The following is a 22526-nucleotide window of genomic DNA, read 5'->3' as shown; positions in this document are numbered from 1 at the left end:
TACGAATTAAACACAAATAGAAAGCAGAACCTAGTTTTTTGTTTGAAATGGTTTTAAATTGATTTGTGAAGATTAGTGGCTGAAAAAATTTTATTAGTTCTTAATAATTGCTTCTTAAATTTGTGAGTATCTGCACTTGAATAATCCCTTAATATTTTATCATCTTTCTCCATATACTAAAGCTAAAATTACAGTATTATGGAGGTATTTATGAACAAGCTTAAGGTTATGTCTATCTTTGGTACTCGCCCAGAAGCAATTAAAATGGCGCCTGTGATCAAAGAGCTAGAGAAGAGAGAAGAGATAGAATCGGTTGTGACAGTAACGGCTCAGCACCGAGAGATGTTAGATCAAGTGTTGACTTTATTTAATATTAGAGCGGATTATGATTTAGATATTATGAAGGCAGGTCAGAGTTTATCTGAGATTACTGCTAGAATATTAAAGGGCTTAGAGGAGATTATTATCAAAGAGAAACCTGATTTAGTCTTAGTCCATGGTGATACTACTACTAGCTTTGTGGCAGCTTTAGCAAGCTTTTATCAGCAAGTATCAATTGCACATATAGAAGCAGGCTTACGGAGTTATGATAGATATTCTCCTTACCCTGAGGAAGTTAATCGCCATTTGATAGGGGGATTGGCTAATTTTCATTTTGCCCCTACTTATGGTGCTAAGGAGAATCTACTAAGAGAGAATATTAGTGAAGAGAATATATATATTAGTGGCAATACCGTGATTGATTCTTTACTGAGTGTTGTGGATGAAGGCTATAGCTTTGATAATAAGCAATTGAATCAGATTGATTTTAACAATAAGAAGGTGATTCTTTTAACGACTCACCGCAGAGAGAATTTAACTGGTGGGCTTAGAAATATCTTTAATGCAGTTTATGATTTAACTTTAGCTAATCCTGAATTAGAGTTTATCTTTCCTATGCACCTTAATCCTAGAGTGAGAGAGGTAGCTAATGATATTTTGGGTGGTTTAGAAAGGGTACATTTGATAGAACCCTTGTCCTATAAAGAATTTGCTAATTTGATGGCAAAGGTCTATCTAATTATGACTGACTCTGGAGGCATCCAAGAAGAGGCACCAAGTTTGGGGAAACCAGTCTTGGTATTACGGGATACTACCGAAAGACCAGAAGCAATAGCAGCAGGTACCGTTAAGCTAATTGGGACAGAAAAGGATACGATTAACTATGTAGTCAATAGCTTAATTAATAATGAAGAAAAGTATAGCCAAATGGCTAGTGCCATTAATCCTTATGGAGATGGGTTGGCTAGTAGAAGAATTATGGAGATGATTCTGTATTACTTTGGCTATAGCAATGAAAAAATAGAAGAATTTATTGGTGAAGAAGAGAGGATTTTGGAGATGAATCTTTAATTAATATAGTGAGTAGTTGAAAATTGGTAATTAGTTATGATTAATTAAATTAAAATTATGATACTGACTATTGTAAGTATGAAGATATAGATAATGACAGTTTAAAGTAGAATCTAAGACTAAAGTTCAAAAGCTAAAGATTAGCAACGAATTAACACGAATCTTACAAATTAAAGAGTAAAGGATTAATTAATATTTTAAATCAATTGGTCTCATTTGCGTAGATTCGTGAGATTCGTTGCTGAAAGTTATTGTTTAAATTTTTGGTTAAGAAGTTAAATGTATTAAATTAGTAGAATATTTAAATTCTATTCTAGAATTGTTTATCTATATTAACTGTTAACTATAAACTAAAAATAAGGAGTGAGTTGATGAAAGTAAGAAAAGCAGTAATTCCAGCAGCAGGTTTAGGAACTAGATTTTTACCAGCTACCAAGGCACAGCCTAAGGAGATGCTACCGATAGTAGATAAACCTACTATTCAGTATATTGTCGAAGAAGCAGTGGAATCTGGAATTGAGGACTTGATAATTATAACTGGAAAGCATAAGCGTGCTATCGAAGACCATTTTGATAGAAATCTAGAGTTAGAGATGGCTTTAGAGGCTAAGGGAAAGAAGGAGTTATTAGAGACTGTTAGGGATATCTCAGATTTGATTAATGTTCATTATGTAAGACAAAAAGAGACTAAAGGATTAGGACATGCTATTTTATGTGCTAAAACCTTTATAGGTAATGAACCTTTTGCAGTTTTATTAGGTGATGATATTGTCAATGCTGATAAGCCTGTAACCAAACAATTGATTGAAGAGTTTGAAGAGAAAGAGTCTACTATTATTGGAGTACAGGAAGTACCTAATAATTTGGTACATAAGTATGGAATTGTAGATTACTCAGAACAATATGATGATCTCTATAAAGTTAGAGCATTAGTGGAGAAGCCTAATTTAGAGGATGCACCTTCTAATATTGCAATTTTAGGAAGATATATCATTACACCAGAAATATTCAACATATTAGAGAATACTCCACCAGGTAAAGGTAATGAGATTCAATTAACCGATGCCTTACAGAGTCTGATGAATAAAGAAGAGGTTTATGCAAAGGTCTTTAGTGGAAAGAGATATGATATAGGAAATAAATTAGGATTTTTAGAGGCTACTATTGAATTTGCTATGGGGCGTGATGACATTAAGGATGAGTTTAAAGAGTATTTGAATCGGTTCATCCAAGAGAATAAAGATATATCAGGGTAAGGTTAATCAAAGAAATCAGCTTTTAGCTGATTTCTTTTTAGTTTAAGTATAAGCCTGAGCCTAAATCTTAAGTATAAGTATTAAGAACAAGCAAAAGTATAGGAATAGGTATGAGTATTAAATTGATATGTTTGGGAAGGATATTCTAATTATTTATATTAGAAATCAAAGGAGAATTAAAAATGTATCAATTTTTTACTGATTTACCAGTTTGGAAGGTAGCAAATGATATTTCAGTAGAAGTGTTTAAGATATCCTCTCTTTTACCAACGCAAGAAGACTATGGTTTAACCTCACAAATCAGAAGATCTAGTAACTCTATAGGAGCTAATATTGCTGAAGGATTTGGAAGAAAGCATAAAAAGGATAAGATGAATTTTTATATCTATTCAAGAGGTTCCGCTTATGAAACTATTCATCATTTAATATATGGTTCTAAGGTAGGATATTTTGAAGAACAGAAGGTAAAGAATTTAATTAGAAAGTTAGAGGAACTAATTTATGAAATTAACAAGGTTATAAAAACAGTTGAAAGTTGGAAATCTAAATCTTAAACTTATACTCTGCCTCCTGTTACCAATAATTATTCATTGTTTTACTAGGCTGAGCACGTTATAATAAGAGTACAAACACCTAAAAAGAACTGGAAATGAAAGGTGTGGTAGTATGTGGATTAAATTAGAAGAAAAGCATTTTAAAGTCATAGCAATAGGGATAATCTTATTATCACTAATAAGTTCTGGAATATTTGCTTATTATAATCATCCAAGTCAGCAAGAGACTAAAAAAACTCAGGATGCTCAAGCTGACTATGATTTAGAGAAATTGTTGGATGAAGCAAAAGCCTTATACTACCAGGGAGAGTATAAGGCGAGTATAGATAAGTATAAGCAAATTTTAGACTATGAAGATAATAAGATTGCAAGAAAAAATTTAGCATCAGTTTATGAAACTTTAGGTGAATATAATTTAGCTGTTGAAGAATATGAGGCACTATTAGAGAAAGAAGAAGATGTTGAGAGTAGATTGGATTTGGCTATTGCTTATTATAATTTAGATAAAATTGGTAAGTCTAAAATTGAGTTGGAGAAGATATTGAATTCAGAATCAGAAGATGAATTTATTTTAAGAGATACTAACTATTATTTGAGCCTAATGTCCTTTAAAGAAAAAGATTATCAGCAAGCAGAAGAATATGTTAAAGTTGCTTTAGAATATGATAAGTTTGCGTTAGGATACTATCAACTAGGAGAGATAAATTTTGTTCAAGAAAGCTATAGTATTGCTATAGATAATTACAGGAAAGCACTAATAACTGACGGAAGTCTCAAGGGTGTAAATAGAATGATTGCATTATCTTATTTGAATTTAGGTCAGGATAGAGATGCAGTTATGTATTTAAAAAGAGCAAATAAAGAGAATTCCAGTGATAAAGTAATTCAAGAGAATTTAGAGCGAATAAAAGAAGCTCATCCTGAATATTTTGATGATAAAGATTTAACATTACCAGAAGAGCGGAAGAGAGAGATTCCAAAAGAAGTCACTTTTAAGGAGATAGAACCTATTGAAAGCCCAGGAAGAGAGTTGAAAATAGGAATTACTGAAGATGAAGAAGAGGTTTATTTTAGAGTAGGTAGTGACTTTGTTATTAAAGAAGGAGAAAAGATTATTTTAGAGGGTAAAAAATCAGAGCTTATCAAAGCTACTATAAGGGATGGCAAGTACTATCTAGTAGCAGGTGAAAAAGAAATAGAATTTAGTAATTCTATTCAAGTAAGACCTAAGGAGTATGCTCCAGTACTAGTCCATAATATAATTTATGGTAGAGGTTATTATTGGGGAGGGATTGAAGACCGTCAATATCGTGGATCATTAGAGTTAATTCCTCAAGAGAATGGGATTACTGTAGTTAACTTAGTTCACATGGAGGAATATCTCATGGGGGTTATCCCTTCTGAGATGTCGGCTTTATGGCCTAGAGAGGCTCTAAAGACCCAATCGGTAGCTGCTAGAAGTTATACACTAGCTAATTTAGGTAAGCACTCTGATGATGGATATGACTTATGTTCTGACGTTCACTGTGCTGCCTATCGAGGAATTGCCCGTGAACATCCTAACTCTAACCAAGCTGTATTAGAGACAGCAGGTGAAGTGATGACTTATAATGGCAAGGCAGTTAATGCAGTTTATAGTGCCAACTCTGGAGGATATACTGAGAATAGTGAAGATGTCTGGAGATTTGAAATAGGTTATTTAAGAGCAGTATCTACTGAAAAAGAAGATTCTAGATTTCCTTTAAGCCCTGTAGAATTAAAGGAATGGTTAAGAGAGTCACCAGATTCCTATTCTAAAGCATTCCAATATACTAAGGAGAGCCATTACCGCTGGCAACGTAATCTATCAATAGAGTATCTAGAAAATAGCTTAGATATTAAAGAGATTAAGAAGATTGTGCCTACCTATAGAGGGAAAGCAGGGAGTGTTAAATCTCTATTAGTAGTGGGTGCAGAGGAAGAGAAGGAGTTCACCTATAACTTACGTTCTAAATTTGGTGGTTTACGGAGCAATCGTTTCTGGATTCAACCACAATATCGTGATGGTAAGCTAGTTAGCTTCCTATTTTACGGTGGTGGTTGGGGACACAGTGTTGGTATGGACCAAGTTGCAGTAGCAGCAATGGCAGATGATAACTATCAATATTTAGATATATTAAAGCATTTCTATACTGATATTACAATTGAAGATAGATATTAGAGAGAGCCAAAAAGACTACTTTTTTAAGTAGTCTTTTTGCTATTTATGGGTAAATAAGTATATCAATAAAGTTTATTAACTATAGATATGCAACCATTAAGTGAAATTTAATGGGTATATTGTGATACTTTTCACTTTAAAAAGTTAGTAAAATCATTAAAATATTTTTCGGGAAAGCTTATCAGCTTTTTTCCCGAGTGACTTTTACCATTGACGCAAAAGTCACCAAAAGGTCTAGAAAAAAATTCAACTCACTCAGCAATCAAAATAATGAACATTATCACTTATTAGACTCTCTAAATTAAAATTTCATAATACTCTAGATCCTAGCTCAATTTTTGCTTCGTTCAAACAGAAATTTTTTCGGATTAAAAACCTTAAAATCCGTTTAATTGTCAATTGTACATTGTTAATTGTAAATTTAAAAGTGTCGTAATATCTCTATATAGCGTCATACTTAAATATCACTATAAGGTCAGATGACTATGTTCTCTGATTTTCTATATCTAAGAAAAATATAGAGGAATTATTAGATTTTTATAGAATTTATAAATTATAATTAAAGAGTTTCTTTTTTTAAGGGAAAATTTTATTGACAGAGAGGAGTTTATAGGATGACCCCTAAGATTAATTTTCAGAAATATCTAAAAATTTATCCAGAGACATCGGGCTTGTATCCTGAAAAGTTAAAGGATATTGGCAAGAGGTATCACCAGAAAGGCTACTTAAGTAAAGATGAACTATATCAATTGGCCCATCTCAACTCTACAAGAAGCTCCTATCATGTACATAGGAATCCAGTAGGGCGAGTGGAGAAGATTACAGAGATTGCTTATAAGATTGATGATGAATTTGCCCAAGTTATACTATTTAATAGTTTGAAGGGGGTTGGTACACCAACTGCTTCTGCTATTTTGACCAGTTTAAATGATAAAGAGCATTGTGTCATCGATACTAGAGTATGGGCAACCCTCTATCGAATGGGATATTTTGATAAAGAGAAGGAACAATTTAACCCTGATGATTATTTAGCTATTATGAAGATAGTCAGAGAATTAGCTCAAGAAGAAGGGATGACGACTGCTGAGATTGGCTATGCTCTTTTTGCTTATGATGTTGTCCATAGAGAAGGTAATTTACATTGATTTAATATAATTTAAGAGGAAAGATCTAAGGCTTGTGTCGAATAATATTAAGTAATACTTTAAAAAGGGGTGAAATTATGGAAAAGAAGCAGATATTAACTTTAATGATGGTTATTATACTCTCTTCTTTAGTTTTATCAGGCTGTTCTGAAAACAGTCGTGGTACTTTTGGTCCAGCTTGGGATGTTGCTTATAAAGTACCGATAACTAACAATGAGGGTAAGACAGCAAAAGAGCTAGTAGAAGATAATGAGGATATTGTTAATAATAATGGATTAATACAATACTCAAAGACAGAAGAGATGGATATTATTGATGTGGGAGGGAAGCTGACTGAGGTTGCTTTGCCTAGCGTTAATAAGACAGTAGCTTTGCCTTTAATTCAATTAGATAATGTAATTAATAATAATCAGGATATCACTATACCTGCTGGAGTAAGTTCTGATAGTGGGATAACAAGTACTATCATTATTGATGAATTTGATAGTATTGACTTCTCAAGTAATAGTGAAGATGAGAGTAATAATCCAATAAATCGGATGGGGATTATGATTACTGCTCCAAATGGTTTTGATATTGATTCAGTAACTTTAACCTTTAAAGATGGTTCAACTCTCTTAGGAGATGTAAGCTTTACTAATATTACTCAAGGAACAAGCAGTGTTCAAAAATTTATTGATCTAACTAATAGTAGTATAACTGGTGATTTAACAGTAGAGCTTAGTAATCTTAGTACTTCTGGTGTCTTAAATAATGATGGTGCCATGAATTTAGCTTATAGTATCGATAACGCAGAGATTAGTAAGGTAGTAAACTATACTAATTTAGCTGCTACTGAGGTCACCCAATCTACAAATGTAGCATCTGTAGAGGCTGGTTTGGAAGCAGTAGCTTTTAATAGTGGAAATCTTGATTTAACTATTCTTCCGCCTGAAACTGAAACTAGTGGCTTAAATTTTGCAATAGAACAGTTAAGCATAGGCACAGTATCCGATGGTTCAGCTGATAATGAGATTAGTTTAGATTTAACTGGTCAAAGCATCGATTTAATAAATGGAATGGAGATTGATTTTAATCTGATTGTTTCGGGAACAAATGTCACTTATGATACTACTCAAAGTATTTCAGTAACTGGTGGATTCAGTTCTGATACAGAAATAGCTAGTGTTACAGTTGATAACAATTTATTCGATTTCACTGATGCAAATCAGGCTTTAGATGAAGAGCTTTTAACAGAGGTGCCTGAGGATATTGATAGTATCTCTTTAAATGGTGCCATTGCTAGATTTGTAATTGACGGATATGATATTGAGAATCTGCTTATCAATTTAGATAATGCTGAGTTTAGAGCTATCTATGAAGATGGTAGTGAAGCTACTATAACTCTATCCTCTATTAGTGGAGGGAGTGCAGTGATTGATAGTACTGATAAGGAGCTATCACTATTGAATGATAGTGGGAATGACTTTTTAGATTGGTTACAAGGCTTAAATCATAAAGAAGATATAACATCTATAAGACTTCTAGGAGATGCTAGAGTTGAAGCTACTGGTTCAGTTACTATCGATTCAGCTGATCAGCTGAATCCTAAAGTAGAGATAGAGGTTCCTTTTGATATTACTCTTAATAAGGATATAGAGGATAGAGCTATCCCCGAAACTGTCGATGATTCACTTAGTGATGATGATGTAGAGCAGATTGATAATTACTTTAAAGAGGGACAATTGATCATTGAAGATTTTAAAAATGATTTGCCTGTTGACGTAGAAGTAATTGTTTATTTAGGAAAAGTTGATGAGTGGGAAGGCAAAGATTTAGATGAGTATCTTGACAGTTTAAGTGAGGAAGAAAAAGAGAGCCAATTAGATAAGTTATATAAATCTGCTAACAAATTTAAAACCTTTACTTTAACTAAACAGGATAGTGGAGAGAAAAAGGTTGTAGATTTAACTGCTAGTGATGCCGATTGGTTAACTGATGATAATTTATATGTAGGTGTTAAATATAAGGTAACAGGTGACAACATTGTATTAAAGAGTACCGATGAGGTAACTATCAATAATCTTTATGCTAAATTAGTAGTCAAAGTCAATCAAAATAAAGAATAAAGTAGGGGGTGAAGAATAAATGCTTAAAACGATCTTAATAATGTCATGCTTTTTATTGGTACTGGTGCTAACATTTGATAATGATATAGAAGCTGCTTCTTCAGCTAAAACAATTGGTCTTGGTGATGAGTTTGCTACGTTGGTAGGAGCTGATGCTCTTTATGGAAATCCTGGAGCAGTCAATGCTACTTCAGATCGATTTACCTTTGAATTTGGACTAGCAGGTAGCCTGTGGAATAACTTGTTGGTCAATGAATATATTGATGAAGAGATGAAGGATGAGCTGTTAGCTGATGTTGAAGATGGATTTTTAGGCGGAGGAGAGTCTAATACTGGATTAAAAGTAATCCTAGGACCAGTAGCTATCAGTTCAGAGGGTAGAGGTGTTGGTTTATTTGATCTATCCTATGATGTAGCTGAGCTATTATTAAAGGGAAATGAAATTGATAAACCCTATGATCTTAATGGTAGTATAGGTTCTGGAGCAGCTTATGGTGATCTTGGGATTAACTTCTCTATCAGCCCTGAAAGCTTAAAAGAGAAGTTGGATTTAAAGGATTTAAGAATAGGACTTACCTATCATCACTTAACTGGAGCAATCTTCTCTTTAGAAGGTGATGGAACTACTATAATTACTTATGATGAAGAGGGGGATCCTGTAGTTAGGGGTGATGGATACTTTGTAGCAAAGTATAATGAACCAGATGGTATCAATGATAGTACAGCAACAGGTTCAGCCTTTGATTTTGGGGTCTATGCTAACTTAAATGATAAGTATAGTCTTGGGTTTAGTGTGATGAATCTAGGAGCTTTAACAGTAGACGGGATTCATGAGGTTAGATATGAGTATAATGAAGTTACAGAGGAGTTTGAAGAGGTTGGAGATAGTGAAGTCGTTAAGGATGAAGAACTAAAGTATAAATTACCAGCTATTATTCGCTTAGGTGGCAAGATGAACTGGACTGAAGACATTGATTTATTTGCAGATTATTCATATACAAGCTATAATGATGGTCAAAAAGACCATAAATTTGCTACTGCAACGGAGATGACATGGTTAAAATCCTTACCTTTAAGAACTGGAATAAGTTATTCTACCCTTGAAAAGGACTTTGACTGGTCAGCCGGAATAGGTTTAGATTTATGGGTCTTTGAAGCTGATTTAGGAGTTTCTGATTTAATGGGATTATTCAATGATTCCAAAGAGGTTGAAGGTGCTTTAAATCTTAAAATAGAGTTTTAAAATAAAGAAGAGGCAGATTGCTAGCAATCTGCCTCTTCTTTATCTTTATTAATCAATAACTATAAACCTAAAAGGCAAGAGCTAAATAGTAACGATAAAAGCTTTGCTATTGATTATCAGTTATTAGTGGTTTTAGTTATATTAAAGATTAAATAAAAGAAGTTAATAAAGTGTTTTAAAGAAAAATTATAATAAATTAATATATTTTTAACAAGGGAATTAATGTAATTACATAGAATTAATATAGGTAATCGTGAGATTAGAAGATGGGAGTGGCTATTATGTTGCAAAAAAGACTATATATAGTATTATTCGTAGCTATAATAATGATTTTTAACTTTACACTATCAGTCTTAGCTACAGATAGTGTTGTCGTTGAGACTGAAGGAAAAGCATATTTAGGTGATGATGGTCTAGTTAATGCTGAAAAAAAAGCCATTAATGATGGATTAAGAAGGGCAGTAGAGCAAGCTGTAGGAACTTTTATTAGTTCTTCAACTATGGTAAAGAATGCCCAGTTAATTGAAGATAAGATTTTAAAGAGTAGTCAAGGATATATAAAAGGGTATCAGGTAATCAATAAATCAATTGAAGATCATATCTATATAGTAAAGGTTAAAGTTGAAGTTGGCAGAAAAACTTTAGCTGGTGACCTAGATGCTTTGAAGTTGAATATAAAAAGGATTGGCAATCCAAGAATTATGGTTTTACTCTCCCAAAAAGTAGAGGATTATTATGTTGACTTACCAGATGGTTTAGCTGAAACCGAGATGATGAAGCAGTTCATAGAATCGGGATTTCAAGTAATAGACCGTTATAAGGTTGACTCATTAATCAATAGAGAAGAGCGAAGGACAATTATCGCTGGAGATTATGATTTGGCTGTTAAATTAGGTTCACAATTAAAGGCTGATTTTGTTGTGATAGCTAATCTTAGGTCAAACTATATTGACTTAAGAAAGACCCTAGATGGTATTGCTGGTAGCTTGAAGTCATATAATTCTCAAGTAGAAGCCCGTGTCATTAATGCATCTACAGCACAGGTGATTGCGGCTGTAACTGGTGATGGTAAGGGTGTAGGTGTTAATAAGGAGATGGCTGCTAAAAAATCAATTATAGAAGCTACAGAGAATATTACAGAAGAATTGATTGATAGGATAAGTAATGATTTAATTAAACAAGAGAAGACGATTCAATTACAGGTTAATAGTGTTAGCTCTTTAAAACAATTAAGTCAATTAAAGAATTCTCTACCTACATTATCTGGAGTAATTAATGTGTATTTTAGAGAATTTGCTAATGAGTTGCTCACCTTTGATATAGATTTAGAGCCTAGTGTAGAGGTTTTAGATATAGCAATAGAGTTGGAAGAAAAGCTTCCCTTTAGTTTTGAGGTTAAAAGTATGTCAGAAGCAAAGCTAGTTTTAGAGATTAGATAATTAAGTTAAGGGGGTTGTATAGAAATGAGTAAGAGAATTAATATCTTGTTAATTACTGTGATGATACTGTTGATGATGACTCAATTCTCCTTTGCAGAGGGGTTATTTGATGAAGATGATAATACAGTTACTGATTGGGAAAAGTCAGTAGTAAAGGCAACTGGGTATGGCGTTGCTCCTGATTATATTACAAATGAGGCTCAAGCAAAGATTATGGCTAGAGAGGCTGCTATTACAATGGCGCAAAGGAGGTTGTTAGAGACGATTAAGGGGGTTCAAATAGATTCTGAACAGACAGTTAAGAATGCTCAAGTTCAGTCTGATATCATCAATAAGAGGGTAAGTGGTATGGTAAAGGGTGCTCAGATTATTGAAGAGAAGAAGGTAGCCGATAATGTATACCAGGTTATAGTTCAGGTTAAATTCTATGGAAAAGACGGCATTATGAAAGCTATCTTTCCTAGTATAAGTGAAGAGAGTACTGAAACCTCTGATAATAATGATAGTTCTGATCTAGATTTTAATAATGACAGTCATGATTATAACAATTCAGAAGAAGTTGATACTTTGGTGCAGAGTGATTATACAGGAGTGATTATTAATACACTGAATATAGATGCCAAACCAGCTTTAGCCCCAAAGGTTTATGATGAGAGTGGAAGTTTAGTTTATGGTATAAGTAAGATTCAAAGTGATGGTGTTATTACTCAGGGGATTGTAGGCTATAATAGAAGTTTGGCAGATGCTAAGGCCAATCCAAGAGTGGGTAAGAATCCATTGATTATTAATGCTATAGAAGCTAAGGGAAGATATGGGACTGATTTAGTCTTATCACAAAAAGATGCTAGAACATTAGATCAAGTAGGAAGAAGTAATGGAGTTTTTAATAACTGTAAAGTAGTTATAGTTTTAAATTAAGTTTAATTTTGAGTGTTTTATTTTTAGTTGACTTAAATTATTATTAGGGGGTTAGTCAATGGAGATTAAATTGAATATTTTGCTCTTATTTATAATTTTATTGGTACTAGTTATATCAACCCCTATTGATGCTAAACAGACTTTAGTCGCGTTGATTCCTTTTAATAATTCTGATTTAGGGTGGAATGGTTTAGATAAAGATAATATTTTGGAAGGGGTTACACAATTAGTAACAGATAAATTGGTTCAAGCTGAAGGGGTTAAGGTTATAGAAAGAAGTGACCTTGAAAAGATACTTTCAGAACAAGAGTTAGGAAGTAGTGGATTAATCGATTCTACTAATGCTGCTGAATTAGGGAGAATATTAGGGGTAGATGCTATAGTGATAGGTACATTGACTCAGATGGAGATTAAAGAGAAAGCAGAGATTGCTTTTGGTCCCTTTAAGACTTCAGGGGTTGAAGCCAAAGTAGTGTTGACAGGAAGATTAGTCGATGCTAATACTTCAGAGATTATTACTTCTTTTAATGGTGTTGGCCAGAGAGCGGACCGTTCTTTTAAGATTTCTAGTTTTAATGGTCTAAGCTTTGGTAGTGAAGCCTTTAAAAAATCAGCTCTAGGCAAGAGCATTGAAGAGGCTACTGATGATTTTGTAAATAATATTGCTAAAAAGATCTCTTCAATTGCTTTGCTGAGGGGCAGAATTATTAAAATAATAGGAAGTAAGCTGATTATCAAAGTTGATAATACCGATAATTTAATAGAGGGTAATTATGGAAAATTAATCAGGATGATAGAAGTTGAAGAGTTGGAAGAAGCAGTAAGTATGCCCCTTGGTAGAGTTAAGATTATTAGTATCAGCAAAGGAGCAGTTATTGCGGAAGTTATAGAATCTGAAGATCTACCGTTGAAGGGTGATATTGTTGAGTTTGAGTAATGGAATCTTTGGATTAATATTTTCTAACATAAAGTTGGTACAATATACTTTTTATTAGTCATTATGATGTAGCATGATTTAATAAATTGAAGGGAGGATTTATGTTGAAAAGATTAAAAGTACTTATGTTATTACTTGTGGTCTCTATAGCTGTAATAGGTTGTCAGAATGATAAATTTATGAATTTAAGGGGTAATGTAACTGATAAGTTCACAGGAGAGCCTTTAGCTGGAATTACTGTAGAGCTTGGAAATAAAGTTGTCAAGACGAATGATAAGGGATATTTTATCTTTAATAGTATTCCTGTAATTGATAATCTAGATAAAAAAGATAGTGTAATCAGCTTGAGTGGTAAAGATTATCTTAGTAAAACTAAGCAGCTTCTCTTAGAAGAGGGAGATAAATCAATTTCTATTAAATTAGAACGAAGTTATATGAATTTAAGTGGTCAGGTGATTGATAGATTTAAAGGAGAGGCTTTAGCAGGTGTTACTGTTGAGCTAGGCAATCAGATGGTTGAGACTGATGCCAATGGTTATTTTAGAATTGAAAGAATTCCTGTAATAGATAATCCTTCTATTGAAGATAGATTGGTAAAGGTCAGTTCGCCAGGTTATAGGGTCTGTACTAAGGTGATTACACTAGAAGGAAGGGATAAAATATTTAATGAGAAGCTTGCTCTTGAGAATAAGAGAGAGGCTAAATTCTTTTTTGTCAGTGATAAAGGAAAGAGTAAGAGCATTTATATGACAGATATCTATGGTAAAAATGTAGTAAGATTAACCGATGATAAGGGTGATGATTGGGCTCCTAATTGGTCTGCTGATGGGGAAGAGCTTCTGTTCCTATCTAATAGAGATAGAGATACAAATATTTATGTAATGGATATAGATGGCTCTAATCTACGGCAGATTACCTTTACCGCAACAGATAAAGAGAGTCCAGTATGGTTAGATAAGAATACTATTTTATTTGCCTCTAATCGAGATGGTGACTTTGATATTTATAAGAGTGATTTAACAGGTAGTTATTTAAAGAGGTTAACTGATAATAATTATTATGATAGTCAGCTTGCTTATTCTCCTAAATATCATTCGATTGCATATATATCAGCAACGACTGGGGAGAAGAAGTTGCATGTGATGCAAGAGGATGGAGCTTCTAAAATCTTATTGAATAATGGATTTGGTACAGATTCTGCTCCAGCTTGGTCAGGGGATGAAGAAGAGATTATATTCAATAATTATAGTTCTGGCAAATCGATATTATATCAAATTGCTCCTAATGGGAGTTCCTTAAAGAAGATAATGAAAGTTAATAGAAGGATCTATAGTTATGCTTTTTGGGATAGAGATGAACAATTAATCCTATATGTAAGTGATGGCACAGAGGGTAAGGAGATTAATTTATTTACCAAACAAGAAAAGAATAGAAAGGTCATGTTTGCACCAAAAGTAAATTATAGTGATCCAGAGTGGCAAGATTAAGTTTATTATAAGTTCTTTTATTAACATAATAGAATCACATTACAGGCTAGTGATAGGTCAATAGTGTTAAGTGATGATTAAGTATATCATTTGTCGTTACTTTATACTATTACTTGTTACTGCCTGTTGTTATATCTGCTTCTAGGTTCGTGAACCTAGAATAAAATTTAACCATGATGTTATCGAGAGAAAAGGTGATATTTAGGAGGTGGGTGGGTAGTGGTTAGGAAAATCCAACTACCTAACCATCCAACCTCTAACTATCTAATAAAAAACTGTCGCACTATCTCCATTAAGTTTCATTTTGAATTCACATACCTATACATAATAGTGTATTAAATTATTATATTATTGAATTTAGAATTATTGGATAATAGTTGTTGGATTAATTAAATTTTATAATAATGGAGGATTTACTGTTCTTTGTGTAGAATATGCAATAAATAATCATATTCAAAAATAATTAACTCAGTATAATAAACTGCTGAATAGAGAAAGGGGAAATTTAAAATTGAAAGTCATGAGAATTATTTCGGTAATTTTAATGATATTTATGTTGGTTTCTTTTGTAGGAACTGATTATGCTCGTGCTCAGAGTATCTCTGCTAGTTCAAGTGGTTCAGATGGAACGGAAAAAGGAATAATTGGAGCTTTGGTTATCTTAGGAGTGTTTGGGATTTATAAGGTAATTAAAAATCATCGTGAAGAGCAATATCAAAACCACCTAAGTAAAGGAGAAATGTTCTTAGAAAAAGAGGAGTATGGCTTAGCTATTAAAGACTTGTCTCAAGCTAAAGATATTAAAGACAGTGCAGAGGTTAATAAATTATTGTATAATGCTAAAGAAGAGTATAAAAAGTGCCATTATCAATTAGGAAGTGACTATTTAGCAGAGGGAAATTGGGAGCTTGCTTATAATGAGTTTAAGAAGGTTAAGATTTATGATAATAATTATTTTGATACCAATGAAAAATACAACTTAGCATATCAAAAGCTTAGAGAGTTAAAGCTAAAGAGAATAGGGGTAATTGATTTTGAGGATACAACCTATAGATATAACTTAGGAAGTAGAGCAACTAGCCTATTTTCTGCTCAATTATTAAATAGAGATCCAAAATTTATTGAGATAATAGAAAGAAAACAACTTAAGGCTATTTTAGAGGAGCAACAATTGGGGGCAACTGGACTGATTGATTCAGCTACTGCCAAAGAGATAGGAAACATTTTGGGTGTTGATTACTTAGTAGTAGGTAAGGTCCTAAGTGGAAATGTAAATAAGGATGAGAGTTCTGAGTATGTTGAAACTTGGGATGGTGAGAAGAAAAAAAGATATCATGTACAGAAACAGGCATATACTAAGATTATATTTAAATTATTGGATGTAAGTGATGCTTCTATTGTCTTAAGTAAGACAGTTACTAAAAAATCCAATTATAGTGAATATTACTATAGAGATGAATCTATAATTATTCCTTCTGATGAAGAGATGATCGATAGAGTATTGACCAATGCTGTAGATGAATTTGCTCAAGATATATATGAGAAGTATGAACTATAAAAAGAAGTGCAGTTATGCACTTCTTTTTTGATTAACTTTTATATTTTTGGATATATCATAATAAATAATGATAACTAGGATATATTAGTATAAGTATATGAATCTATATTTTAATTTAAATCTGTTTTTATAGATATATATTTCAATACTTTATTTTTTTGGTATTTAGGTAGTTAGGGGGGAGGTTGTTAGGTTTAACCCACCACCCACCTCTTATGAGTTGGAAAAGATAACTCTACGTGTAAAGTATTCCTAAAAGGTTGCATTATCCCTATTAATTTTCATTATATTGATAGTAGGTTTTCAAGTTAATAATCAATATTGATTTGACAATTCTCTCTGAATATCGTAATATATAAATATAGTAATGTAGTTATTAGGAGGTACACAAGTGGAAAATATCACAAAGGAGATGGAAATATTAGAGGCTAAAGCTAAAGTCTTAAAGGCTTTGTCCCATCCCATTAGGTTATGTATAGTTAGAGGTTTGATGGAAGAAGAGGGATGTAATGTGTCTAAGATGCAGAGCTGTTTAGAGATTCCTCAATCTACTCTATCTCAACACCTTGCTAAATTGAGAAATTTAGGAATTTTAGAAGGAGAAAGAAATGGAGTAGAGATTAATTACTATGTAATTGATGAAGATGCTAAGAAGATAGTAAAGACATTGTTTTAAGTTTAAGTTTAATTATCTTTTTAGACTAAGATTTAGGCTTAAACTTAAATTTTATAGGTTATATTCTAAAATTAATATATATTGATATATAAATTCATTGAAGGAGGTTTTTAATAATGGGCAAGAAAGTGTTGATTGTTGGTGGTGTTGCTGGTGGAGCAAGTACAGCTGCTAGATTGAGAAGGGTTGATGAAGAGGCTGAGATCATCATTTTTGAAAAGGGTGAGCATATCTCTTTTGCTAATTGTGGTTTGCCTTATCATATTGGTGAAGTAATTAAGGAACGTGATAAGTTGTTGGTGCAGACTCCAAAAGCTATGGAAGCTAGATTTAATATTGATGTACGGGTAATGAATGAAGTATTGAGTATTGATAAAGAAAAGAAAGAGGTTAAGGTGAAGGATTGGGCTAAAGGTGAGGTTTATACAGAAAGTTATGATGCTTTAGTCTTATCTCCTGGTGCTGACCCAATTAAGCCACCATTAGCAGGTATTGATAATAAGAATATCTTTACTTTAAGAAATATTCCTGATACTGATCAGATTAAAGAGTTTGTTGATAATAATAAACCTGAGCATGCCGTAGTAGTTGGAGCTGGGTATATTGGAGTAGAGATGGCTGAGAACTTATATCATCGTGGTGTAGAGGTATCAGTAGTAGAGTTAGCTCCACAGGTTTTAGGACCAATTGATGAAGATATGGCAGCTATAGTCCATAATCATATGCGTAGTAAAGGAATAAATCTATATTTATCTGATGGAGTTAAAGCCTTTAGAGAAGAAAATAATAAGACTATTGTAGAGCTAGAGAGTGGAGTTGAGATTGAAGCTGATTTAGTAGTGATGTCTATAGGGGTTAAACCAAGTACTAAATTGGCTAAAGACGCAGGATTAGAGCTTGGAGAGACTGGTGCTATTAAGGTCAATGAATATTTACAGACCTCTGATGAGAGCATCTATGCTATTGGAGATGCTATTGAAGTAGTTGACTTTGTAACTAAGGAGCCTGCCCATATTCCTTTAGCTGGCCCTGCTAATAAGCAGGGAAGAATTGTAGCTAATAACTTATCTGGGAAGAAGGAAAAATTTATTGGGACTCAAGGTACAGCTATTGCTAAGGTCTTTGATTTAACTGTAGCTGCAACTGGAAATAATGAAAAGCAGTTGAAAAAAGCTGGGATTGATTACCAGGTTTCTTATACAAATTCTAAGAACCATGCAGGATATTATCCAGGTGCTATCCCAATGACTATTAAGATTATCTTTACTCCTGACGAAGGTAAGTTATTAGGTGCCCAAATAGTTGGTTATGAGGGAGTAGATAAAAGAATAGATATCTTAGCTACTACAATTAGATTTGAAAAGACTGTCTTTGATTTGCAAGAACTGGAGCTAGCCTATGCTCCACCTTTTGGTTCTGCTAAAGACCCAGTAAATATGGCTGGTTTTGTTGCAGGAAATATCTTAAATGGGATGGTTGATATAATTCATTGGCATGAGCTTGAAGATTTAAGTAAAGATACTATTGTATTAGATGTAAGAGAAGAAGTAGAGGTTCAATTAGGAAAGATTGATGATTCAATCAATATTCCCCTTAACAGTTTAAGAAATAGACTAGATGAATTAGATAAAGGTAAAGAGATTGTAGTTTATTGTGCAGTAGGATTGCGAGGCTATATTGGAGCTCGAATCTTAATGCAGCATGGATTTAAAAAAGTTAAGAATTTATCTGGGGGATATAAGTTATATAAAGAGATAATGAATGATAAAAAAAAAGTATTAAATGACTGCAATACTCCTGATTGTGATAAGTTAAACACAGCTTCTAATCCTGAAGAAGGTCAGCTAGTGGGAAAGCAGCTAGCAGATAAGCAAGGTGGCAAGAGGATCAAACTTGATGCTTGTGGACTACAATGTCCTGGTCCAATTATGCAGGTAGCAAATAAGATGAAAGAATTAGATGAAGGTGATATATTGGAAGTTATTGCTACAGATCCAGGATTTACAGCAGACATTGGAGCATGGTGTAAGAGTACAGGAAATAAATTATTAGACACTGGTCAAGGTGGTCATAATTTTAGTGCTACTATTCAAAAAGGGCAAGGTAGAACAGTAATTGCTACTGAGAATACTAAGAATAAGAAGACTATGGTTGTCTTCAGTGGAGAGCTAGATAGAGCAATTGCTTCCTTTATCATTGCTAATGGTGCAGCAGCGATGGGCAGTGAAGTTACATTATTCTTTACTTTCTGGGGATTAAATATTTTAAGGAAGAAGGAGAATATCAAAGTTGAGAAATCTATGATGGATAAGATGTTTGGCAAGATGATGCCCCAAGGAAGTGAGAAGCTACCATTATCCAACATGAATATGTTTGGGATGGGACCTAAGATGATTAGAAAGGTAATGAAGGATAAAGGGGTTGATTCCTTAGAGGCATTAATCGGGCAAGCAAAGTTAAATGGTGTTAGATTGGTAGCTTGCCAAATGTCTATGGATGTAATGGGAATCAAGAAGGAAGAGTTGATTGATGGTGTAGAGATTGGAGGAGTAGCCAGCTTCTTAAGTGATGCTGAAGAATCAAATATGAGTTTATTTATATAGAGAAAAGGTGCCTGTTGGCACCTTTTTTCTTTGTAGTTGAGTTTTTAATTAGATTATATGGGTATATTGCGACAGTTTTGTTACTAGCTTATAGCTACTGGTCATTAGCTAAGACCTTAAAAGCTAAAGGCTAGAAGCCAGCAGCGGATTTATCACAAAGGGCTGGTTTTTAGCCCTGAAGGAGTAGCTAATAAAAAAGTGTTTTAATATCTCTCTAGAGTATAACTATTAAATCTATTAAATAATCAAGATAAGGAGTATAATATAGATAAGAGGAGGGATTATATTGTCAAGAATAGATAATTATGAATGTCCTAAATGTGGTAATGGAAGCTATGAAACTGACCAGTTTGCAGCTACTGGTGGAGGATTATCTAAGATGTTTGATGTACAGAACAAGAAATTCACAACGGTGACCTGTGCTAGATGTAAGTATACAGAATTATTTAAAGCTGATGCAAGTATGCTAGGCAATCTATTTGACTTCTTTACAGGATAGTCAGCTGATTTTTTTAGTAGAATAACCTTAGCGGTATTAAAGTATAATAAATTAAGTATTAATTTAAATTTTTAGCAGGAGTTATTATTGTTATTGAGAATAATAGTAATAGTTACTAATTATCTGATAAGGAGGTAGATTGGATGATTAAGTTATATCAATTTGAAACTTGCCCTTTCTGTGCAAAGGTACGCAATAAGTTAGATGAGATGGGATTAGAATATGAAAAGATTGAAGTTCCTAAAGATAGGGAAAAAAGAACTAAAATCAAAGAGTTATCAGGTCAAATTAAGGTGCCAGTAATAGAAGATAGTGATGGAACTGTAGTAAATGATTCAGCAAAAATTATCGAATATTTGGAAGAAAAGTATAGTTAGTATCTTTAAGTTGCCTCAATTGAGGCAACTTATTTTTGATTTAAGGTAGAATCTAATTTATAATTATTTATATAGTTATGATTATATATCTAATGAAAGGGAGAGACGCTATGATTAAAACAGTTAGCTGGTTTGCCTACTTTTGGTTATATCAAATTGCATTATTAGGTTCACTATTAAAGATGAAGTTACTGGAGTTGAAGGGAAGAAATGAGTTAGTAAGAAATTATACTAATAAAGTAGCGAAGGCTTGGGCTAAGAGCCTAGTGGATTTTACAGGCAGCGAGGTAATAGTCAAAGGGAAAGAGAGGTTACCTGATGAGCCAGTATTGTTTGTAGCTAACCACCAAGGTTCCTTTGATATACCTTTATTATTAGGTTATATTAATAAGCCGATAGCTTTTATCGCCAAGTGGGAGCTTAGATATATGCCTTTTATCAGTAGTTGGATGAAGAATATGGAGTGTATTTTTATTAAGAGGAATGATTTTCGTCAGACTTTAAGGGCCTTTAAAGATGCAGGGAGAGTATTTGAAGCAGGGCAGTCTTTAGTTATCTTTCCAGAAGGAACAAGGAGTTGCTCCAATAAATTGGGGGATTTTAAAAGGGGAAGTCTAAAGATAGCTTTAAGGGAGAATATTCCCGTAGTGCCGATTACAATTAAAGGGTCTTATAAATTAAGGGAAGCAAATGGTGGATTGATAAAAGGTGATCGGGTAGAGCTGATAATTGGAGAGACTATATATGTCGATAAGCTAAGTAAGGAAGAGAAAGATGATTTGACCTTGATTGTAAGAGAGAAGATAAAAGATAATTTATAATTAATAATTAATATGACTTTATAGATAATGGTACAATTTTTTATTAGGTAGTTAGGTATAGAGGTGGGTAGATATTTAGGGGTTAACCTATCCACCCAGTAACCTTATAGCTATTATCTACTGAGTTTTATTATCAATAAAAGAAACTAGCTGTAAACTATCAACTGTACACTGAATATCTGGAGTGTTAGCTATGGAGCTTAATATTATACATGTAGATATGGATGCCTTCTATGCTTCCATTGAGCAGAGGGATAACCCTAAGTTAAAAGGTAAACCTGTGATTATAGGAGGAAGAGGCAAGCGGGGTGTTGTCAGTACAGCATCTTATGAAGCAAGAGAGTATGGTGTGTATTCAGCAATGCCTATTGTCAAGGCACGACAGTTATGCCCTCAGGGTATTTACTTACAGGGTGATCATTTGAAATATAGAGAGGTTTCTGGTCAAATTAGAGAGATTTTTTATAGATATACAGAGTTGGTAGAGCCTCTGGCTTTAGATGAGGCTTATCTTGATGTAAAGGGAAATCATAAAAATAGTATTAGAATTGCCAAAGAGATCAAAAGAAAGATAAAGAAGGAGCTTAAGTTAACAGCTTCTATTGGAGTTAGTTATAATAAATATTTAGCAAAATTAGCTTCTGACTTTAACAAACCAAGTGGCTTTAAGATAATTTCCCCTTTTGAGGCTAAAGAGGTCATCTTTCCTTTAGATGTAAATAATTTATGGGGGGTTGGTCCTAAAACTGCTCAAAGATTAAAGGAGCTTGGCTTTTATAAGATTTCTGATATAGCTAAAGGAGATAGAAGTTTACTGATAAGAGAATTTGGGAAGAGAGGTTATCAGTTATATAAACTAGCTCAAGGTGAGGATTATAGAAAGGTTACTCCACCTGGTTTACCAAAATCTTTAGGCAAAGAGACTACTTTTAGGTATGATACAAGAGATAAAGGGGTGCTAAGAGGTTATCTAAAGGATTTGAGCAAAGAGGTAGCTAACAGAGCAAGTAATAAAAATGTTAAGGGTAAGACGATTACTTTAAAAGTAAAATATGAAAATTTTGAAGAGTTATCAAAAAGCAGAACTATTGAAGGGAACATTTCTAAACAGGAAGACATTTATCGATTGGCAGAAATATTGCTTGAAGAGGTTGTTTTAGATAAGAAGATAAGGCTGATTGGTATAACTTTGTCGAATATAACAGAAGATGGAGTTGAGCAATTGAAGTTATTATAGCTTTGGTTATTTACTGAATACTAATGATAAAAAGATTAGAGATTTATTACTATTTTTAGAACAGATTAATTTTTTA

The 22526-nt window shown here is 33.1% G+C and carries 18 protein-coding genes; all 18 read left to right on the top strand.

The window, feature by feature from the left end:
- Positions 1-210 precede the first annotated feature (210 nt).
- The 18 genes from wecB (at position 211) to BX659_RS00685 (ending at position 22450) form a co-directional block, all read left to right on the top strand.
- Complete coding sequence (wecB, locus tag BX659_RS00770; protein WP_097016511.1) at positions 211-1392, top strand: non-hydrolyzing UDP-N-acetylglucosamine 2-epimerase; 1182 nt, start codon at positions 211-213, stop codon at positions 1390-1392.
- Positions 1393-1763: 371 nt separating this feature from the next.
- Entirely contained in the window at positions 1764-2648 is an 885-nt protein-coding gene (galU, locus tag BX659_RS00765; RefSeq protein WP_097016512.1) for a UTP--glucose-1-phosphate uridylyltransferase GalU, read from the top strand.
- Between the two features lie 182 nt (positions 2649-2830).
- On the top strand, positions 2831-3202 hold the full coding sequence (locus BX659_RS00760; protein ID WP_097016513.1) for a four helix bundle protein: 372 nt from the start codon (positions 2831-2833) through the stop codon (positions 3200-3202).
- Positions 3203-3314: 112 nt separating this feature from the next.
- On the top strand, positions 3315-5402 hold the full coding sequence (locus BX659_RS00755; protein ID WP_097016514.1) for a SpoIID/LytB domain-containing protein: 2088 nt from the start codon (positions 3315-3317) through the stop codon (positions 5400-5402).
- 614 nt (positions 5403-6016) lie between these two features.
- Complete coding sequence (locus tag BX659_RS00750; RefSeq protein WP_097016515.1) at positions 6017-6547, top strand: hypothetical protein; 531 nt, start codon at positions 6017-6019, stop codon at positions 6545-6547.
- A 77-nt stretch (positions 6548-6624) separates the two neighbouring features.
- Entirely contained in the window at positions 6625-8655 is a 2031-nt protein-coding gene (locus BX659_RS00745; protein WP_097016516.1) for a hypothetical protein, read from the top strand.
- Between the two features lie 19 nt (positions 8656-8674).
- A complete protein-coding gene (locus tag BX659_RS00740; protein WP_097016517.1) occupies positions 8675-9898 on the top strand; it encodes a DUF5723 family protein in 1224 nt (407 codons plus the stop codon).
- A 281-nt stretch (positions 9899-10179) separates the two neighbouring features.
- The gene (locus BX659_RS00735; RefSeq protein WP_097016518.1) at positions 10180-11337 is read left to right on the top strand and encodes a hypothetical protein; all 1158 of its coding nucleotides are present in this window, start codon (positions 10180-10182) and stop codon (positions 11335-11337) included.
- 24 nt (positions 11338-11361) lie between these two features.
- Positions 11362-12255: an LPP20 family lipoprotein gene (locus tag BX659_RS00730; protein WP_097016519.1), complete on the top strand. Its 894-nt coding sequence runs from the start codon at positions 11362-11364 to the stop codon at positions 12253-12255.
- 58 nt (positions 12256-12313) lie between these two features.
- Positions 12314-13192, top strand: coding sequence for a CsgG/HfaB family protein (locus BX659_RS00725; RefSeq protein WP_097016520.1), 879 nt, complete (start codon positions 12314-12316; stop codon positions 13190-13192).
- 104 nt (positions 13193-13296) lie between these two features.
- A complete protein-coding gene (locus BX659_RS00720) occupies positions 13297-14679 on the top strand; it encodes a DUF5050 domain-containing protein (RefSeq protein WP_181186395.1) in 1383 nt (460 codons plus the stop codon).
- Between the two features lie 520 nt (positions 14680-15199).
- Entirely contained in the window at positions 15200-16237 is a 1038-nt protein-coding gene (locus BX659_RS00715) for a CsgG/HfaB family protein (RefSeq protein ID WP_097016648.1), read from the top strand.
- 391 nt (positions 16238-16628) lie between these two features.
- Positions 16629-16913 (top strand): ArsR/SmtB family transcription factor, encoded by a 285-nt coding sequence (locus tag BX659_RS00710; protein ID WP_216358741.1) that lies wholly within the window; start codon positions 16629-16631, stop codon positions 16911-16913.
- Positions 16914-17029: 116 nt separating this feature from the next.
- Positions 17030-19516, top strand: coding sequence for a CoA-disulfide reductase (locus BX659_RS00705; RefSeq protein WP_097016522.1), 2487 nt, complete (start codon positions 17030-17032; stop codon positions 19514-19516).
- Between the two features lie 286 nt (positions 19517-19802).
- A complete protein-coding gene (locus BX659_RS00700; protein ID WP_097016523.1) occupies positions 19803-20015 on the top strand; it encodes a zinc ribbon domain-containing protein in 213 nt (70 codons plus the stop codon).
- Between the two features lie 143 nt (positions 20016-20158).
- A complete protein-coding gene (locus tag BX659_RS00695; protein ID WP_097016524.1) occupies positions 20159-20392 on the top strand; it encodes a glutathione S-transferase family protein in 234 nt (77 codons plus the stop codon).
- Positions 20393-20502: 110 nt separating this feature from the next.
- On the top strand, positions 20503-21213 hold the full coding sequence (locus BX659_RS00690) for a lysophospholipid acyltransferase family protein (RefSeq protein WP_097016525.1): 711 nt from the start codon (positions 20503-20505) through the stop codon (positions 21211-21213).
- A gap of 193 nt (positions 21214-21406) precedes the next feature.
- Positions 21407-22450, top strand: a complete 1044-nt coding sequence (locus BX659_RS00685; protein ID WP_097016526.1) for a DNA polymerase IV — start codon at positions 21407-21409, stop codon at positions 22448-22450.
- Positions 22451-22526 lie beyond the last annotated feature (76 nt).

The sequence above is a fragment of the Orenia metallireducens genome (assembly GCF_003001995.1).
GTDB lineage: Bacteria > Bacillota > Halanaerobiia > Halobacteroidales > Halobacteroidaceae > Orenia > Orenia metallireducens_B.
Note: the sequence above shows the minus strand (reverse complement) of the source record. Positions and strands in the feature narration are given on the sequence as shown.

What these genes read in the sequence shown, in the direction of transcription:
- BX659_RS00745 (WP_097016516.1), top strand. Translation starts at nt 6,625, where the DNA reads ATGGAAAAGAAGCAGATATTAACTTTAATGATGGTTATTATACTCTCT.
- wecB (WP_097016511.1), top strand. Translation starts at nt 211, where the DNA reads ATGAACAAGCTTAAGGTTATGTCTATCTTTGGTACTCGCCCAGAAGCA.
- BX659_RS00735 (WP_097016518.1), top strand. Translation starts at nt 10,180, where the DNA reads ATGTTGCAAAAAAGACTATATATAGTATTATTCGTAGCTATAATAATG.
- BX659_RS00730 (WP_097016519.1), top strand. Translation starts at nt 11,362, where the DNA reads ATGAGTAAGAGAATTAATATCTTGTTAATTACTGTGATGATACTGTTG.
- BX659_RS00715 (WP_097016648.1), top strand. Translation starts at nt 15,200, where the DNA reads ATGAGAATTATTTCGGTAATTTTAATGATATTTATGTTGGTTTCTTTT.
- BX659_RS00750 (WP_097016515.1), top strand. Translation starts at nt 6,017, where the DNA reads ATGACCCCTAAGATTAATTTTCAGAAATATCTAAAAATTTATCCAGAG.
- BX659_RS00695 (WP_097016524.1), top strand. Translation starts at nt 20,159, where the DNA reads ATGATTAAGTTATATCAATTTGAAACTTGCCCTTTCTGTGCAAAGGTA.
- BX659_RS00760 (WP_097016513.1), top strand. Translation starts at nt 2,831, where the DNA reads ATGTATCAATTTTTTACTGATTTACCAGTTTGGAAGGTAGCAAATGAT.
- galU (WP_097016512.1), top strand. Translation starts at nt 1,764, where the DNA reads ATGAAAGTAAGAAAAGCAGTAATTCCAGCAGCAGGTTTAGGAACTAGA.
- BX659_RS00685 (WP_097016526.1), top strand. Translation starts at nt 21,407, where the DNA reads ATGGAGCTTAATATTATACATGTAGATATGGATGCCTTCTATGCTTCC.
- BX659_RS00705 (WP_097016522.1), top strand. Translation starts at nt 17,030, where the DNA reads ATGGGCAAGAAAGTGTTGATTGTTGGTGGTGTTGCTGGTGGAGCAAGT.
- BX659_RS00690 (WP_097016525.1), top strand. Translation starts at nt 20,503, where the DNA reads ATGATTAAAACAGTTAGCTGGTTTGCCTACTTTTGGTTATATCAAATT.
- BX659_RS00755 (WP_097016514.1), top strand. Translation starts at nt 3,315, where the DNA reads ATGTGGATTAAATTAGAAGAAAAGCATTTTAAAGTCATAGCAATAGGG.
- BX659_RS00725 (WP_097016520.1), top strand. Translation starts at nt 12,314, where the DNA reads ATGGAGATTAAATTGAATATTTTGCTCTTATTTATAATTTTATTGGTA.
- BX659_RS00740 (WP_097016517.1), top strand. Translation starts at nt 8,675, where the DNA reads ATGCTTAAAACGATCTTAATAATGTCATGCTTTTTATTGGTACTGGTG.